This is a genomic window from Flavobacterium wongokense, from assembly GCF_021608265.1.
GTDB classification, from domain to species: domain Bacteria; phylum Bacteroidota; class Bacteroidia; order Flavobacteriales; family Flavobacteriaceae; genus Flavobacterium; species Flavobacterium wongokense.
Window position 1 is genome coordinate 1,153,195 of the sequence record NZ_JAKIHP010000001.1, and the last position, 16,825, is coordinate 1,170,019.

Below are 16,825 nucleotides of genomic sequence, written 5' to 3' on the forward strand. Positions count from 1 at the left end.
AATGAAAAAATTACTGCTCTGTTTTTGTTTGCTTTTTTTCATTTCGTGTGAACGGGATTCCTATTCCGATTTAATCGAAACGGAGGTCAAGATTAACCTGAAATGGAATAAGGCTTACGCCGATGACACCATCGACAAATCATTAATTGGTTTAAAATGGGCGTTGTCTTATGTTGGCGCGGTTTTACCAAGTTCCAATGCCGGTTTTTCCAACACCGATTCGACCATAACAATCGATATCAAAAAACTGGGATTTACCGAAAACGCACAACAGAAATTGTTGCAATTGATAGGAAAAATAAAATCCACACCCGAATACCAAACCAACAATGCAGTCGATTTGGGAAGATTTGTGACCTTGCTCATTGGCGCTTCAGAGCATTATTATGAAATTGTTGGAACACCAAAAACACTTACCGAAGTCATCAATCAATACACTTTGCTGCCACAAAAAGGGTATGTAGATAATTCGGGAGTTTCCTTGGAAAACCGAATCATTCGCTTTTCGGAACAAAACGGCTTCAACCAGGTGTTCCTTTCGGAAGAAGTTGATCCGGTTTCAGGCGAAATTTATGAATATGAAACCATCGAATTATTGCCGAACGGCCAGTTGCGTTTTGGCATTTTCGATTTGGAAGGCAATAGGAAAACCAATGCCGATGCTGCACATTCGAACGCCGGAAAACCAGCCAAATGCATGTGGTGCCATGAGTCCAATATCCAGCCTTTGTTTTATGCCAATGACGACCATGTTGGTTTTCTGACTTATGAAGATTTCAGGGATACGCTTTTGGGTTATCGCGAAAGCAACCGAAACCAGAAATTAGCCCTGACCGACGGCGTCGATTTTGCACAAACACAACAACACACTTTGACAGAACTGTTGTATATTTCGTTTATGGAACCATCGGCAGAACGATTGAGCCTCGAATGGAATTTACCTTTGGCACAAGTCCAGGATTTGCTTTCGGGACTGCCGACGCATATTTATGATGAATTCCCTTTTTTGGGAACATTATACGACAGGAATGATATTGAAAGCTTAGCACCATTTCAGGGATTGCCCGTTTCGAGCCACGTTAGGGAAGCATCAACAATTGAAGTCAACCATCTAAATGATTAATAACAAAAAAATAATCGTCGTCCTTCCGGCTTACAATGCGGATAAAACACTTCAAAAAACCTTTGAGGAAATTCCTTTTGATATTGTTGACGAAGTGATTTTGACCGATGATTTCAGCAATGACGAAACCGTTTCCGTTGCCCAAAAAATCGGAATCAAACACATCATTTCGCACGATTCCAACAAAGGTTATGGCGCCAACCAGAAGTCCTGTTATCAAAAAGCCATTGAACTCAATGCCGATATTATTGTGATGCTGCATCCCGATTATCAATACACGCCAAAGCTGATTCCGGCTATGTGTTCCCTGGTTGCCACAGATTTGTACGAAGTGGTTTTGGGCTCCCGTATTTTAGGGAAAGGCGCCTTAAAAGGTGGAATGCCTTTTTATAAATATGTTTCGAATCGGATTTTGACATTCGTCCAAAATGTTTTAATGAACCAAAAACTTTCCGAATACCACACAGGTTACCGCTGCTTTGATGTAAAATTTTTGAAGAAAATCGATTTTAAAAACAATTCTGATGATTTTGTTTTTGACAATGAAATCCTCGCGCAGTGTTGTTACCTGAATGCCAAAATTGGCGAGATATCCTGTCCGGCAAATTATTTTGAAGAAGCAAGCTCGATTAATTTCAGCAGAAGTATTACTTACGGTTTGGGCGTTTTGCGGGTTTCCTTTTCTTATTTTTTACAGAAAACAAAAATGGCTTCGTTTGCCCTTTTTAGGAATTTATGAAAAATATGATTCTTAAATATTATCCTTTTCTTCCGTTGCTGCTGCTCTGTGGTTTTTATGGATACCAAGCAATTGATTTTCCCATTCACGATTTTACCAATTATTATTTTGGCGGAAAGCTTTTGTCAGAGGGTACTTTTAATACGCAGGTTTATTTTCCATACCAGTTCAACAAAGCCATTTCCGGTTTGGGTTACCAAAACATTTTTGCCAATTATGCGCCCAACACGCCATTTTTAGCCTTGTTTTTCCTGCCTTTTTCATTGCTTTCGATTGTAGTGTCGAAGCTGGTTTTCAACTGCATTTCGATAGGGTTATTCGCAACCAGCATTTACCGATTGTTTTCGTTTTACCGAATCAATCCGAAGCTTGCCTTGTTGATTCCCATCTTATTTTTGGTCCCAATCAAAAATAACCTGCTTTTTGGACAGGTCTATTTTTTATTGTTTTTCCTGCTGGCCGAAGGCTGGCTCGCGTATGAAAAGGAAAATTGCAAAGCCATGGCTTTCTTTTGGAGCCTTGCTATTTTATTGAAGGTTTTCCCGCTGTTGTTGCTAGTGTTCCTATTATTCAAAAAACAGGGGAAAGCACTGTTGTATATTTTTGGTTTTTGCTTTTCGCTGTTGGGAATTTCCATTTTCTTCACCGGAATAGACTGTTGGAAATTTTACCTCGCTGAAGTTTTGCCAAAGGCTTCCGACGGAGAGATTGCTACTGCTTTTGAACCGAATTACCAATCGGTTTTCATGTTCCTGAAACAACTTTTGGTTTTTGACCTAATCGAAAATCCGAAAGCTTTTTTTAATTATCCCGTTTTGTTTTCAGCCTTGATGCTGGCTTTCAAGATTGGGATTTTAACGCTGGGTTTTTTTGTGTCAAAATGGAGGTATAATGTATTTTTTGCCTTTTCATTCTGGGTTTTGGCAATGATCCTGCTTTCGCCTTACGGAAGCACTTACACTTTTATTTTGTTGCTGTTCCCGTTTTTGGTTTTAATGAAAAGCGACATTTCGAACATCAAAAAGCTGACTTTTTGCGCCTTATTATTTTTAATCAGCAATGTTCCGCTGTCGCTTTTTATCAGCAATGATTTTCCATTTTCGTATTTAAGGCTATTTCTATTGCTGCTGTTTTTTGTTTTGTTTGTTATGGAACTCGAGCAAAAAATCAACTGGAAGTTAATTGTTGCTGCAACGCTTTTACCAATGATTTTGGTCCTGATTTTTAAAAAGGAGGAAAAGGTAACATCACATATTATGCTTCCTGATGCACCAATATTGATTTACAACTATAAAATAGCAAACGATAATTTAGTAGCCGAATGCAAAGACGGAAATAGAAGGAATGGAGAGGTAATGCCTTTTGACTGCAATGAAGTTAAGCTTCTCAGCCTAAAGAACAATCAGGTTTTTTATAAAAACAGGCAGCTTACCTTTGACAACAGCAATAAGCTCAAACCAATGCTGATTGACCACAAAGCCATTCTTTACCTTTCGGATTACGGACGCGGAATTGGATTTTACACCATCAGGATAATTCGACTGAAATGAATCTAAAGAAAACATTTGAAAGGGTAAAACTTGTTTTGGTGAATATCCTGAAACAAGTGCTGAGTCAAATCCTGACTTTGGCGCTTTCGGTCTTTGTATTCAAGTTGTATTCGAAGGAACTGTGGGGAACTTTTGCAGCCTATTTCATCTACATCAACATCATCAACATCGTAACGAGCTGGGGAAACAAGGATTACCTGATTCGGGAATTCAGTAAAACCCCAAACCAAATCGTCGATAACTTTTACCTGGTTTTCAATTCTAGGTTAGTCCTTTTATTGATTGGCGTCATTGCGGTTTTTTTCGTTTTCCCGATAAGCTGTTTTTGGTATTTTTCGTTATGGATCGTTTCGCTCTATATTTCGCAGTCGCTAATGGTTTTCTGGATTTACAAACGCGATTACATCCAATCAATCCTTATCGAAATTGTCTCGTTTGCACTACTTCTTTTGGCATTATACCTTGACAAAATTACTACCGAAAAGCTCGTCGAATACTATGCATATTACAATTTGATACGAACAATTCTTTATACCATCATGTATTTACCTGAGCTGAAAAGAATACATTTCAAGGTTGACAAAAAATACCTTATTGCTGCAGTTTCCTTCTTCCTGCTGAATATGGTTGGGTTTCTGCAATCGCGGGCAGATTTTGTAATCATAACCGTTTTTGAATCGGCTGAAAATATTGCGGTTTATCAAATCATCACAGCGTTTTTTATCTTAATCCACGCTTTCGGGACATTTCTGATTTTTCCGTATATGAAGAATATTTACCGTTTGCAGAAAAGTTCAGTCAATGTTTTCCAACGCTTTGTTTCCTTTGTTTCGCCATTGATTGTCTGCTTCAGCCTGGCAGTTTTGTTTTTGATTACAAAATATGTTTATGGTTTTGATTTGGATTTTGATTATTACCTGTTGGGATTCCTGATAACTTTCCCGCCTTATTTATATACCGTTAAGATCCTGATTTTATACAAGGAAAACAAGCAGGATTTTGTTTTGAAGACCGGGATAATTGCCATTGTAATCAACAGTGCGGTTTCGGTTCTTTTGCTTTACTTTGGTTACGGATTGAAAGGAGCTTTAATAGGTTCGGCCGTTGCGCAGTTTTTTACCGCTTATCAATATCTTACCCATTTTTCAAAAAAACCTGATTGAGAATGAAGCAAAACCAGGAACATACCAACCAGAAAAACATCAGCTATTATGACAAGATAGCTGCGGCATACGACACCATTCTTAAGCATGAAGTCAAGAATGACCTAGTGCGCAAAAAAGTGGCGCAGCAATTCATTTCACAGGTAAAGGAAGGTTTGGTTTTGGATTTTGGTGGCGGAACAGGAGAAGATTTAAAATGGCTTTCAGCGAATAATTATTCGGTAATTTTCTGTGAACCATCATCTGGGATGAGAGGAATTGCTATGGAAAAATTCCCTAATTCAGGCATTACTTTCTTAAAAGAGGAACAAACTGATTTTACTAAATGGAATCAAACGCTTCCTTTTCAGCAGAAAGTGAGTGGGGTAATTGCCAATTTTGCTGTTTTAAATTGTATTGTCGACATTGAGCTGCTCTTTGAAAATATGGCTTTAGTAATGGCTCCAAAAGCAGATTTGTTTTTTCTGGTTTTGGATTACGGGCTGAAAAAAAGAATCCAAATGCTGTTTGAAGCCAAACCAATGAAATTAAAGATTGAATATCAGGGCGAAGACCAACAGGTATATCTTCATTCGGTGACCGCAATCCGTAAGGCATCGAAAGCGAATTTTGAATTCATCTGTTGTGAACGACTCAGGGAACACGGATTTTCATTAATCCATTTAAAGCGAAAATGAGAAAGCTACTCAACATGATTTTATTTGGGCAATCCTTTTTTAAGGAGTTTCCTGCCGTTGCTTTAGATGCAAATTCAATGACGGATAAAGTGCTATTTGAAATCAACGGAAAGCAGTTTGACGTTTCCCAAACGCAATGGCTTTTGTCATTGGAACCTATGGTTTTCGGAATCTGGTCTGACAATGATTTGGGTATCGATAAAGAATCGAATTGCCAATTGCATTTCCATTCGAAAGAAAATATAAGAGTTGCTGTTTTGGAATTAAAATTCACCGATTCCATATCCGAAAAGGAAGGAATGCTGTTTTTGTTTGAAGTACAGCATAGCGAAGTGTTTTATTGCAGCTCTTTCAAAATGAGGCTGATTTATAACCTGTATTACAAAAGGCCTGGACAATCGTTTAGCCAGTTTAACAAATTGGCTGCGGCATTTAGTTATCCAAGAAAGGTGAGGCTGATTTCTTTTAAAAAGGAAGGTTATTTCAACATTTTTCCAATGGATTTGGCTGGAAGTGTTCCCGAAACAGACTGGTTTGTGTTTGGATTGCGGCATTCGAACAAGACTTTGGAACGCATAATTGAGGAAGGAAAAATTGCAGCGTCTGAATTTCCGGCTTCGCTGAAAGAAGAGATTTATGCATTGTCAAAGCATCATTCCGGGAATCCGCCAGAGTTGGATTCATTGCCATTTGACCTAAAACCGACCCAAGAATTTGAATTCCCAATCCCTGAAGCGGCAATAAAATATCATGAAATAGAAATTAAAAAAACACTAAATTTAGGAAGCCATATGTTGTTGTGGGGAAAGGCAATAAATACGGTTACGGTAAATGAGGAAAAGCCCAATTTATATCACATCCACTTTCTAAATTATCTCAATAATCCGGAATATAGCCTGGTTTAATCAAATAATATGTCAAACAAAATCATCATATTCAATCCCAAAAGCGCCAATGGCAAGCATAGAATCCCAAATTCCATCCTGCAGGTTGGAGCTTCCATTCATGGGAAATACGAATACGTTTTTGTCGATGGGAATCTCGAGAAAAATCCGTGGCAGACTATTGAGAACTATTTAAAAACAGGTGGATTTAAATATTTCGGTTCAACCGTGATGCCTGGGCCTCAATTGCGTCAGGCGATTCCGTTTACCAAAAAAATAAAGGAACTTTTTCCGGAAACGACAACAATTTGGGGAGGTTATTTTGCGGCCAATCAATACAAGGTTTCGTTAGAATCGGGTGTTGTGGATTATGTGATTAACGGACCTGGTGATGTCGCTTTTCCGGCTTTAATCGATGCATTGGAAAACCATAAAAAGGAAGAAATATTCTTTATCAAAAACCTGATTTATAAAAACGAAAAAGGCGAAATCACCAAAACTGCTGTCGAAGCTTTATTGGACCAGGATACGTTGCCCAAGTTTCCTTATGATTACCTGAATTCCTTTTATCCGGTCAAAAATTATTTGGCCAAAACCTTTATGGGCAATAAAACGCTGTCCTATCATTCGAGCATGGGCTGTCCGTTTTCGTGTTCGTTTTGCGCCGTAGTCCCAATTTACAATGCCAAATGGAAAGGCATGTCGGCCGCGCGAATCTATGAAGATGTCAAATATTTTAAGGAAAAACACAACATTGACGCGGTTGAATTCCACGATAATAATTTCTTTACAGCCAAAAAAAGGGTTTTGGAATTTTCCGAATTGATCATGAACGACAACATCAGTTATTGGGGTGAAGGCCGAATTGATACCATCAATATGTACAGCGATGAGGATTTAAAACTAATGCGGAAAGCGGGTTGCAAAATGATTTTCCTTGGTGCCGAAACCGGTAATGATGCCGTGCTGAAGCAAATGAACAAAGGCGGAACGCAAAGTGGGCAGATGATTAAGGATTTTGTGCTGCGGATGAAAAACGCCGATATTATTCCCGAACTTTCCTTTGTATTGGGAATGCCGGCGAAAACTGAAAAAGAGGTGTATGACCAGATTTTGTGGGACATTAATTTCATCAAGGAAATCAAGCAGATCAATCCGAATGCCGAGATTATCATTTACCTTTTTAGCCCGGTTCCAACCGAAGGTTCCGAATTGTACCAACAGATTCTGGATGCCGGATTTTCATTTCCGCAGCATTTGGAAGACTGGATTTCACCAAGCTGGGAGAATTTCGATTTGCGAAAAAACCCATTGACACCTTGGTTGAAACCATATATGATTGACACGATTAAAAATTTTGAAACGGTTCTGAATGGGTATTATCCAACGGTTTCCGATTTTAGGATTCGCGGATTCAAAAAAATCATTCTGCAGTCGGTTTCGAGTTTGAGGTATAAAACCGGAATTTATAATTATCCTTATGAGATTAAGGCTTTGCATAAATTGTGGAAGTACCGTCAGCCTGAGATTGAAGGTTTTTATTCTGAGTAGATGAGATTGTTTTTAAAGAAAATATCACACCCTTTTCTCAAGTTTGGTTTGCAGTTTTACTACTCTAAACCTAGGGATTATTGCTATCAGGATATTTCTGTCAAAATCCATCCAGATGTTTTCCCACCCCAAATGACCTTTAGCACCAAAATCCTTTTGGATTTTATCAATGAAATGAATCTGGAAAACAAAACAGTTTTGGAATTGGGTTGTGGCAGTGGAATCATCTCACTTCTCGCAGCAAAGAAAAAGGCATTCGCAATCGCTTCTGATATCAATAAGACGGCTTTAAATTATCTGGAAAATAATGCTTTAAAAAATAAGCTGCAGGTTCAGGTTGTGTATTCGGATTTGTTTGATGAAATCGGGAATCAGGAATTGGATTATATCATTATCAATCCACCGTATTATCCGAAAAAGCCCAAAAATATAAAAGAGCAGGCGTGGTTTTGTGGCGAAAACTTCGAGTATTTTGACAAGCTTTTTTCACAACTTCCAAAATATTTATCAAACGAAACCCAATGCTACATGATATTGTCGCAGGATTGCGATTTGGAAAAAATAAAAACCATCGCACGTAAAAATGAAATGGCTTTTGAACTTGTTTTAGAGAAAAAGGATTTGGTTGAAACCAATTATATTTTTAAAGTAAGAAACGATACGTGGCCTTAATCAAAAAGATATTTTCGGGTTTTCTTCCTAATATCTGCGAATCAAGGCTGTTGAATAAATCGTCTTTTGGATTTCCGAAACCAGTCGTTCCCTGAGACCAAACCAGGAATATTTCAGAACCCGGAATGTATTCCCAACGCAGAACCAAATTGGAGCGAAACTGCACATAGGCAAAATCGGGATTTTCAATAGTATAATCTGTTGCGCCGTTTGCATCTTCATCGACCAAATAAGTGTTGCTTGCTGTATCAAAGGAAATCTGGTTGGCATCAAAAACTTCAATCCGGTTCCTGAAATAACTCGCAGTCGGATTTACAACCTTGTTAAAGTCCTTATACCTTCCCCTCGAAATGAACGGTTCACCGTAGTATTGAATCGTTAGGTTTGGATTGATATTATAATCGAGCCTCACCGAAGCGCCAAGCGTCCTTTGGTCGATATCGGCCATGATATACCTTGGTGTACTTCCAAAATTGGTTTGGGTTACGTATTGTGTTTTACTTTTGTTGATTGAATAATTTGGATATACCGAAAAGGTTAGCGCATTTATAGGCTGCAATGTAAATCCGGTGTTGAATTCGGCATACGAGAACGAATTGTTTTTTCCTTGAGAATACACTCCTCCAATTTCACCCCGCAATTTTTTCCTGGAATCGGTGCCAAAATTAAAGGAATTGAATAATTCCTCAGAATATCGGAACCTTGGTCCGCCCTGAAGTACGGTATTGGTATAAATGCGTGGTTTGTAAACAAGCTGGTAATTCAAATACCAATTGTTTTTGGTATTGGCATCAGAGCTTAGGGTAAACTGCGTCCTATTGTGGTTTCCATCAAAATCGTAAGTGGTCATTTGCTCGAAGCGGGAATTTATCCTTCTAAAAACACCGATTGGCTTTAAGGTTTGATACGTCAGGATTCCGATTTGTTTGATGTCGTCAGCCTGTCTTAAAAAACCAACGTCATTGAGTTCCAATTCGGGCGAACGCCAGGAAAAAAATCCGTAATAACGCCAATGCCCTACACTTGATTTCCCAATTTCAAAACGACCTCCGGTTCCGGTTAGGGAAGTTCTGTTTTCATCAACATTTACATGCCCGGCATCAACCCTTTGGAACAAATGCGTGAGTGAGCGTTGGGTTTCGGTGATGGCTTCCTTGCTTCCGGTTACGTGGCTCCCAACAATGTGCCCTGTTAGGTAGTATTTCCTGTTCTTCCAGTTGTGGTTAAAATCAATTCCGGCAGTATAGGCCGATTTCCTTAAATAATTAAGCTCGCCATCCTGCAGGTTCCTATTTGTGGAAGTGAAAATTCCACCGATGAAACTATTGCGGTTGTTGAAATCCTTTTGCGCCCTTGCCACAAAATAATTGGTCATGGGTTCGACAATTTCCTCACGTTGGGTTACGTTGTCACTGACTTTTGCAAATTCCTTATCGGTCAAACTTTCCAAAATTCCCAATGACCAGCCGTTTTTTGTTTTTCCACTAAATTTGGCCGCGCCAAGGATTGTCGTATTGTCCGGGATGTCAACATATTCTCCGGCTGTGGTATTCGGATAGCCCTGCGGATTTCTTCCAATCCTTCTGGAATAAAAAAGATTGTCCTGGCCGTCGGCAAATTGGTAGTTAAAAATATTTTTATTCTCAACAAAGAAAGGCCTTCTTTCCTGAAAGAATATTTGGAATCCGTCTAATGCAATGGCAGCAGGATCGGCTTCCACCTGTCCAAAATCAGGATTGATGGTTAGGTCTAAAGTCAGGTCGTTGGTAATCCCAATTTTGGCATCAAGACCACCATTTAGTTTGGTATCCTTTCCGTCCCTAAATGGATTTCCTTCTTCTTTTGGATACGTTTTAAGTTGTGTAACCACAAAAGGCTGGATTTCTAATTGTTTTTGAGGTTGTATATTGATGAGTCCGCGTAATTCTCCAAATTCACTTACCCAACCCGGAGCGTCAAGCGGGACACGCTGCCAGACAGAACGTTCTTCGGCCCTGAAAAACCTTCTTTGAACCTGTAATCCCCAGATTTGTTCCTTGTCATTTCCAAACTTTAGCTGGCTCAGTGGAATTTTTACTTCGGCAGTCCAGCCTTCCTCGTCAATAGCCGTTTTCAGCACCCATATTGGGTTCCAGCTTCCGTCCCAGTTATTGCCATTAAAAGAAATGAACTCATCACCTTTTACTCCCGAAACCGATGAGGTAAAAGAAAATCCGGTGCGTTTATCGTGGTAACTATCGATGTTGACTTCAATCCAATCCCCCTCAAAACCATCGCGGCGCGACATCCGTTTTACAATCTTTTTTGGGTCTTTGTCATAACATCGGAACGCAAAATAAAGGTAGTTTTTGTCGTAAACTATCTTGAATTTGGTTTGCTCCGTTGGTGGAGTATTTTCATCGGGTTCGCGTTCTATAAAATCGGTTGCCCATTCGACAGTATCCCAACAACTATCGTCGAGTTTTCCATCTACTTCAGGAGCTTTGAGTCCGTCTATGGGTTTTGTGGTATAAACCCTTTTCTCTATCAGAGGCTTATCCTGAGCCTGAACAGCTGCAAAAGGCAATAAAAGCAGAATGAATAGTTTGGTTGATGGCTTCATGGTTGTGATGATTGATATTAAATAGTCACCACATTCAACGAATTGTTACATGATATGTCAAATATTTTAATGTAACTTTTTGGTTGAATCACGCTGACGCAATTCCGTTTTAATGGTAGTTGTTGTAAAAGTGAATGTTTCTTCCTCGCTTTCCAATTTATCAATTAGTAATTTGGCGGCAACTTCACCAATTTCAGGGCCGTGTTGGCTGACCGTTGACATGCTTGGTGTCATTCGGCGCGACCAAAGACCATCGGCAAAACCAATCAATTGTAAATCCTGTGGGATTTTGTATCCGTTCTGGATTCCGAGTTTCATGGCCGTTACAGAAGCGTGTTCGTCAAGGGCAAAAACACCATCGGGTTTGTTCTTTTTGAAAAAACCGCCAATTTTCGAGTTGAATTCGTCGCTGTCATTGGTTAGGATTACTAAGTTTTCATCCAATTTCAATCCTTTATTTTCGAGTGCTTTGTAAAATCCTTGTGCGCGTAGTTTGCCAACACTCAAATTATCGATAGCTGAAAGCAGTGCAATTTTTTTGCAGCCACTTTTAAGAAGGTGTTCCGTTGCGTTTACCGCCGATTCAAAATCATCAACAATAACCTTATCACAATTTACTTCGTCGGCAATGCGGTCAAACATAACAATTGGAGTGCCTTCATTGATGATGTTGGTGAAATGGTCAAATTTTTGAAGCTTTTGGGATTCCTCTGCAATCGAAAGGATGAAACCGTCGATCGTTCCGTTGCTCAGCATTTCGAGTGCATTGATTTCCTTTTCTGAAGATTCGTTGGAAATGCAGGTAATTACTTTATAGCCTTTTTCGTCAGCTACTTTTTCGATGCCGCTAAAAACTTTGGCAAAAAAGGAATTCAGGATGTTCGGAATGATAACGCCAATGGTCTTTGTTTTCCTGTTTTTTAAGCTTAGCCCAATAACATTGGGTTTGTAGTTTTTCAATTTGGCATATTCCTGAACACGTTGCTTGGTTGGTTCGCTGATTTCCGGGCTTCCATTGAGTGCTTTGGAAACTGTAGAGACAGAAACACCTAACTCTTTTGCAATTTGTTTTAATGTGGCTTTCGATTTCATTTATTAACAGCTTAAGATGTAAAAATAGTAAAATTTATACTCTAACGTCCCGAAGAAAATTTAAAGTTGCAGAAATTTTGTTAATAACTATGACGGTTTTGACGCAAAAAACACAAAGATTCCTACGTGCTAATGCCGTTCATTTAAAGGATTTTAGCTGAAAATTAAAACTTTATGAAAATATTTAAAAAAGGGGACTTGCATTATTGATAAATAATTGTACTTTTGCACTCCCTTTATTGGGAATGGAATGTTTAATTAAAATAAATTATTGTGAACAATTTAAGCTACAAGACAGTTTCAGTAAGCAAAGCCAATGCAGATAAGCAATGGATTGTTGTAGATGCTGAAGGTCATAACTTAGGTAGATTTGCTTCAAAAGTTGCGATGCTTTTAAGAGGTAAATACAAGCCAAGTTATACACCGCACGTTGATTGTGGAGATAACGTAATCGTTATCAACGCAGAAAAAATCAACCTAACTGGTAACAAGTTGGATGACAAAACGTACATCAGACACACAGGTTACCCAGGAGGACAAAGAAGCTTGACTGCTAAAGTAATGCAACAAAAAAACCCTGCATTATTAGTGGAAAAAGCTGTAAAAGGAATGTTACCTAAAAACAAATTAGGTGCAGAATTATTCCGCAATTTAAATGTAAATGTTGGTTCTGAGCACAAACATGAGGCTCAAAAACCAAAAACCGTAAATCTTAACGACTTAAAGTAATGGGAGTTATTCACAAAATCGGTAGAAGAAAATGTGCAGTTGCACGTGTTTATGTTTCAGAAGGAACAGGAAAAATTACCGTTAACAAAAGAGAATTCAACAACTACTTCCCAACAGCTACTTTACAGTACAAAGTATTACAGCCAATGTCTATGACAAACAACGCTGACAACTTTGACGTAAAAGTAAATGTATACGGTGGTGGTTCAACTGGCCAGGCAGAAGCTGTGAGAATGGCAATTGCAAGAGCTATGTGTGAAGTGGAAGCTGAAAACAGAAGCATCCTAAAACCAGAAGGATTACTAACAAGAGATCCAAGAATGGTTGAGCGTAAAAAATTCGGTCAGAAAAAAGCGAGAAAGAGATTCCAATTCTCGAAACGTTAATATTCGGTATTTACCAGAATATATTTTCAGATTATTTTTTACTATTAAATTAGAAATTAAAAACAAGTTGTCGATATTCCTTTTAAGGGAATAGTTTAGCATCCAAATGCAGTCCAAAGTCTTAATGATTTAAGCGAAAAAGGTGACGCATTGCTAATTCAACAGAACGTAAACTATTACACAATGGCAAACAAAATTGAAGTTAAAGACTTATTAGAAGCAGGTGTTCACTTCGGACACATGACTCGTAAATGGGATCCAAACATGGCTCCTTACATTTATATGGAGCGTAATGGTATTCACATCATTAACCTATATAAAACAGCTGCTAAGATTGAAGAAGCTAACGAAGCTTTGAAAAAAATCGCAGCATCAGGTAGAAAAATACTTTTCGTAGCTACCAAAAAACAAGCAAAAGACATCGTTGCTGACAAAGCAATCGCCTGTAACATGCCATACATCACTGAAAGATGGCCAGGTGGAATGCTGACAAACTTCGTTACTATCCGTAAAGCTGTTAAAAAAATGGCTACTATTGATAAAATGAAGAAAGACGGAACTTTTATGACTTTGTCTAAAAAAGAAAGATTACAAGTTGATCGTCTTCGTGCAAAATTAGAGAAGAACTTAGGTTCTATCGCTGATATGTCAAGATTACCTGCTGCATTATTCGTAGTAGATATCAAAGCTGAACACATCGCAATAAAAGAAGCACAAAAATTAAACATTCCAGTTTTCGCAATGGTTGATACTAACTCTGATCCACGTGAAGTAGATTACGTTATCCCAGCCAATGATGATGCTTCAAAATCAATTGATAAAATTTTATCTTTAGTTACTGACGCAGTAAAAGACGGATTAGCAAACAGAACTTCTGATGCTGCTCCTGAAGTTGATGCTGAGGATACTGTAGAAGAAGTTGCTGCTGTTGAAGCTGCTCCGGCTGTTGAAGCTGAAGCTGCTCCTGAAGTAGAAGCTACTGAGACTAAAACTGAAGAGTAAAACAAAATAATTACGAATTATGAATTAAGAATTACGGATTATTTTCTCTCGTAATTTCAAATTTGTAATTCGTAATTTACTTTTAAACGATTTTTAAAATTTAAAAAACAAAATATTATGTCAACAATCACAATTACTGCTGCAGACGTAAATAAGCTAAGAACTATTACCGGTGCAGGAATGATGGACTGTAAAAAAGCTTTAGTAGAAGCTGAAGGAGATTTTGATTTAGCAATTGAAAACCTTAGAAAAAAAGGTCAAAAAGTTGCTGCAAACCGTTCTGACAGAGAATCTACTGAAGGAGCTGCAATCGCGGCTGTTAATGCTGATAAAACATCTGGTGTTGTTATCACATTAAACTGCGAAACTGACTTCGTTGGAAAAAATGAAGGTTTCGTAAAATTGGCTACAGATTTCGCTAACCAAGCGTTAAACTTTGATACTAAAGAAGCATTTTTAGCTTCTGATTTCAACGGAATCACTGTTGCTGAAAAACTAATCGAGCAAACTGGAGTTATTGGAGAAAAAATCGAAATCGGTTCTTTCGAAAGATTGTCTGGAGCTTTCGTTGGTTCTTACATCCACGCTGGAAACAAAATCGCTACTTTAGTGGCTTTGTCTGCTAACGTTGCTGGTGCTGAAGAAGCTGCAAGAAACGTTGCAATGCAGGCTGCTGCAATGAACCCAATCGCATTGGATGAGGCTGGAGTTGATGCAGATACTATTGCTAAAGAAATCGAAATTGCTAAAGATTTATTACGTCAGGAAGGAAAACCGGAAGCAATGATTGAAAATATTGCAAAAGGTAAACTAGGTCGTTTCTTTAAAGATAACACTTTGGTAAACCAAGATTATATCAAAGATAGCTCAATGAGCGTTACTGCTTACGTTAGAACTGTTGATGCAGGTTTAACTGTAACAGGTTTCAAAAGAGTTGCTTTAGGATAATCCATCCACAACAAATAAAAAAGCCCAAATCGAAAGATTTGGGCTTTTTGTTTATACCAATATCTTCTTCAAGCCTTCCTGTATGCTTCTCCACAACAGGTTGTAAAATGATTTCTCCCTAATACGCATTACGCTGACGTGAGCAGATTTCAGTTTGTCATTGGTGTCTTTTTTGACAAAAATCTTTGCGATAAAAGTCGCCAGTTTGTTTTTCTTTTTACGGTCGTCTTTTTTGTAAATGGTAAACTTCAGGTCATCATATTCAACCTTAAATTCACCAGCACTTCCATTGTCATTCCCGTTAAAATTAAACCGCACTTCATCAATCGTTCCTTTGGTAGTTACATTTATATAAGGTTTGGAAAACGGAATAATGTTTTCGGCGTTAAAGTTTGTAAGCCTTCCATTAATGTTAAATCCGTCTTTTTTGTCCATTACATTGAGTTTCCAATTGACATCCAATGGGCAGTCGTTCATAAACCTACAGTTGATTTTTATCTTTAAATCGGGCAGCTTTGTTTTCTTGAATCCGCTGTTGATGGATGTTGCAGTAAGGTTGAATGGATTGAAAATCAATTTGGCCGGACCAGCTTCCAAAGATTTTTCCTCTTCATATTCCAAAATCGAGTTCCTGACTTTGAGCGTATCTATTCTCAAATCGAACTTCAGATCACGAAGCATTGTGTTATAAAACCTTCTTTTGGATTTATCGTCAACAGGTTCCAACGAGCGATAGATATTAGCAGCAGCATGTTCCAGATTGATGACACCACAATACACAAAAAGATCGTCTTTATTAAAACCCCAATCGAGATTGGATATGTTTATCGAGTCACAACTCAACGTATAAAGGTCTTTTTCCTTAGGGATTTTTGATACAAATTCGCGTCGGGAATATTGCGGAGTCATTTTGAAACCGTCAATGCGCAAATCCGTTTTTGTGGTTTGGATCTTTTTCGTTTGATAATGATAAAATTCGTTTGGATGGTAATAAAGGCTGTCGCATCTAAATTTATAATCGCTGTATTCGAACGGAATTTTATCTTTTAATATGTTGTCATTGATTATAATCCCATCCACATTCAAATTGATATTGTGTACGCTTAATACAGCCATGCTGTCTTTTACGCGTATCATTTTAAAGTCGCCATGGTTCACAAAAACATCTGAAACCGTGATCATCTTTTCAAAGGGTTCGACAACCGATTTTCGGATATCGGGTTCTTTTTTCCTAACGTAGAGTACCGCCTTTGGAGTTTCAACCGTGATGCTTTTGGCCTTAAGCTTGTCGCTAAACAGAAAGCGGAGCACTTTAAAGTTTTTGATTTCCACTTTATCGACCTTACTATATATACCTTCTTTATTAATAGTATCTTTCAAAGCAGCCTTCGGTATCAAAACAATATCATTGATTTTGATATTGCTGTGCAGTAGTGAAATTTCAAGGTTTTTATAAGTGATGTAATAGGCGGAATCTTTCGAGTTGATGATCTTTGGCAATTGCGATTTGACCCAAATATTAGCCGCGATGTTAACCACAACAATCAATATTATGAGAGAACCCAATCCAATAAGGATTTTCCAATACCATTTCATAATAATTCTCTTAGGGTTAGATGTTTATAAATGTAAGCATTAAATAAAGTAGAGGCTTATATGATTTTGTGATTTGTTTACAGAAGTAAGCTTTCTAAAAAACTTTATCTT

The 16,825-nt window shown here is 38.1% G+C and carries 15 protein-coding genes; 12 read left to right on the top strand and 3 right to left on the bottom strand.

Translation table 11 applies throughout. The annotated features are described in order from the left end of the window. Window position 1: 1 nt before the first annotated feature. From L1S31_RS04975 to L1S31_RS05010, 8 genes are read left to right on the top strand one after another with little or no spacing between them, the layout of a single operon-like run. A complete protein-coding gene (locus tag L1S31_RS04975) occupies window positions 2-1,123 on the top strand; it encodes a hypothetical protein (RefSeq protein ID WP_236463046.1) in 1,122 nt (373 codons plus the stop codon). Continuing rightward, the gene (locus L1S31_RS04980) at window positions 1,116-1,862 is read left to right on the top strand and encodes a glycosyltransferase family 2 protein (protein WP_236463049.1); all 747 of its coding nucleotides are present in this window, start codon (window positions 1,116-1,118) and stop codon (window positions 1,860-1,862) included. The genes L1S31_RS04975 and L1S31_RS04980 overlap by 8 nt, the downstream gene beginning before the upstream one ends. Window positions 1,863-1,867: 5 nt before the next feature. Then, the gene (locus tag L1S31_RS04985; protein WP_236463053.1) at window positions 1,868-3,412 is read left to right on the top strand and encodes a glycosyltransferase family 87 protein; all 1,545 of its coding nucleotides are present in this window, start codon (window positions 1,868-1,870) and stop codon (window positions 3,410-3,412) included. Further along, entirely contained in the window at window positions 3,409-4,575 is a 1,167-nt protein-coding gene (locus L1S31_RS04990) for a lipopolysaccharide biosynthesis protein (RefSeq protein WP_236463055.1), read from the top strand. The genes L1S31_RS04985 and L1S31_RS04990 overlap by 4 nt, the downstream gene beginning before the upstream one ends. A 2-nt stretch (window positions 4,576-4,577) precedes the next feature. Continuing rightward, complete coding sequence (locus tag L1S31_RS04995) at window positions 4,578-5,252, top strand: class I SAM-dependent methyltransferase (protein WP_236463058.1); 675 nt, start codon at window positions 4,578-4,580, stop codon at window positions 5,250-5,252. Next, window positions 5,249-6,157, top strand: a complete 909-nt coding sequence (locus L1S31_RS05000) for a flavin reductase family protein (RefSeq protein ID WP_236463061.1) — start codon at window positions 5,249-5,251, stop codon at window positions 6,155-6,157. Before L1S31_RS04995 ends, L1S31_RS05000 begins: the two co-directional genes overlap by 4 nt. Window positions 6,158-6,166: 9 nt before the next feature. Beyond that, window positions 6,167-7,687, top strand: coding sequence for a B12-binding domain-containing radical SAM protein (locus L1S31_RS05005; protein WP_236463064.1), 1,521 nt, complete (start codon window positions 6,167-6,169; stop codon window positions 7,685-7,687). Next, window positions 7,688-8,359: a methyltransferase gene (locus L1S31_RS05010; protein ID WP_236463066.1), complete on the top strand. Its 672-nt coding sequence runs from the start codon at window positions 7,688-7,690 to the stop codon at window positions 8,357-8,359. Here the strand turns inward: L1S31_RS05010 and L1S31_RS05015 are convergent. Both L1S31_RS05015 and L1S31_RS05020 read right to left on the bottom strand, forming a co-directional pair. Next, window positions 8,331-10,961, bottom strand: a complete 2,631-nt coding sequence (locus L1S31_RS05015; protein ID WP_236463068.1) for a DUF5916 domain-containing protein — start codon at window positions 10,959-10,961, stop codon at window positions 8,331-8,333. The two genes, L1S31_RS05010 and L1S31_RS05015, sit on opposite strands and share 29 nt — an antisense overlap. A gap of 66 nt (window positions 10,962-11,027) precedes the next feature. Next, entirely contained in the window at window positions 11,028-12,053 is a 1,026-nt protein-coding gene (locus L1S31_RS05020) for a LacI family DNA-binding transcriptional regulator (protein WP_236463072.1), read from the bottom strand. 273 nt (window positions 12,054-12,326) lie between these two features. Between L1S31_RS05020 and rplM the strand changes: the two genes are divergently transcribed. The 4 genes from rplM to tsf all read left to right on the top strand — a co-directional run bounded on the left by rplM (window position 12,327) and on the right by tsf (window position 15,118). Then, complete coding sequence (gene rplM, locus L1S31_RS05025) at window positions 12,327-12,782, top strand: 50S ribosomal protein L13 (RefSeq protein WP_236463075.1); 456 nt, start codon at window positions 12,327-12,329, stop codon at window positions 12,780-12,782. Then, window positions 12,782-13,168, top strand: coding sequence for a 30S ribosomal protein S9 (gene rpsI / locus L1S31_RS05030; RefSeq protein ID WP_121311954.1), 387 nt, complete (start codon window positions 12,782-12,784; stop codon window positions 13,166-13,168). Before rplM ends, rpsI begins: the two co-directional genes overlap by 1 nt. 183 nt (window positions 13,169-13,351) lie before the next feature. Then, window positions 13,352-14,170, top strand: a complete 819-nt coding sequence (gene rpsB, locus L1S31_RS05035; protein ID WP_236463077.1) for a 30S ribosomal protein S2 — start codon at window positions 13,352-13,354, stop codon at window positions 14,168-14,170. A gap of 117 nt (window positions 14,171-14,287) precedes the next feature. Continuing rightward, window positions 14,288-15,118 carry a translation elongation factor Ts gene (tsf, locus tag L1S31_RS05040; protein ID WP_236463080.1) on the top strand — a complete coding sequence of 277 codons (831 nt, stop codon included), beginning with the start codon at window positions 14,288-14,290 and terminating at the stop codon, window positions 15,116-15,118. A 51-nt stretch (window positions 15,119-15,169) separates the two neighbouring features. On the opposite strand, the gene L1S31_RS05045 is transcribed toward tsf, so the two are convergent. Beyond that, on the bottom strand, window positions 15,170-16,714 hold the full coding sequence (locus L1S31_RS05045) for a hypothetical protein (RefSeq protein WP_236463083.1): 1,545 nt from the start codon (window positions 16,712-16,714) through the stop codon (window positions 15,170-15,172). Window positions 16,715-16,825: the final 111 nt, after the last annotated feature.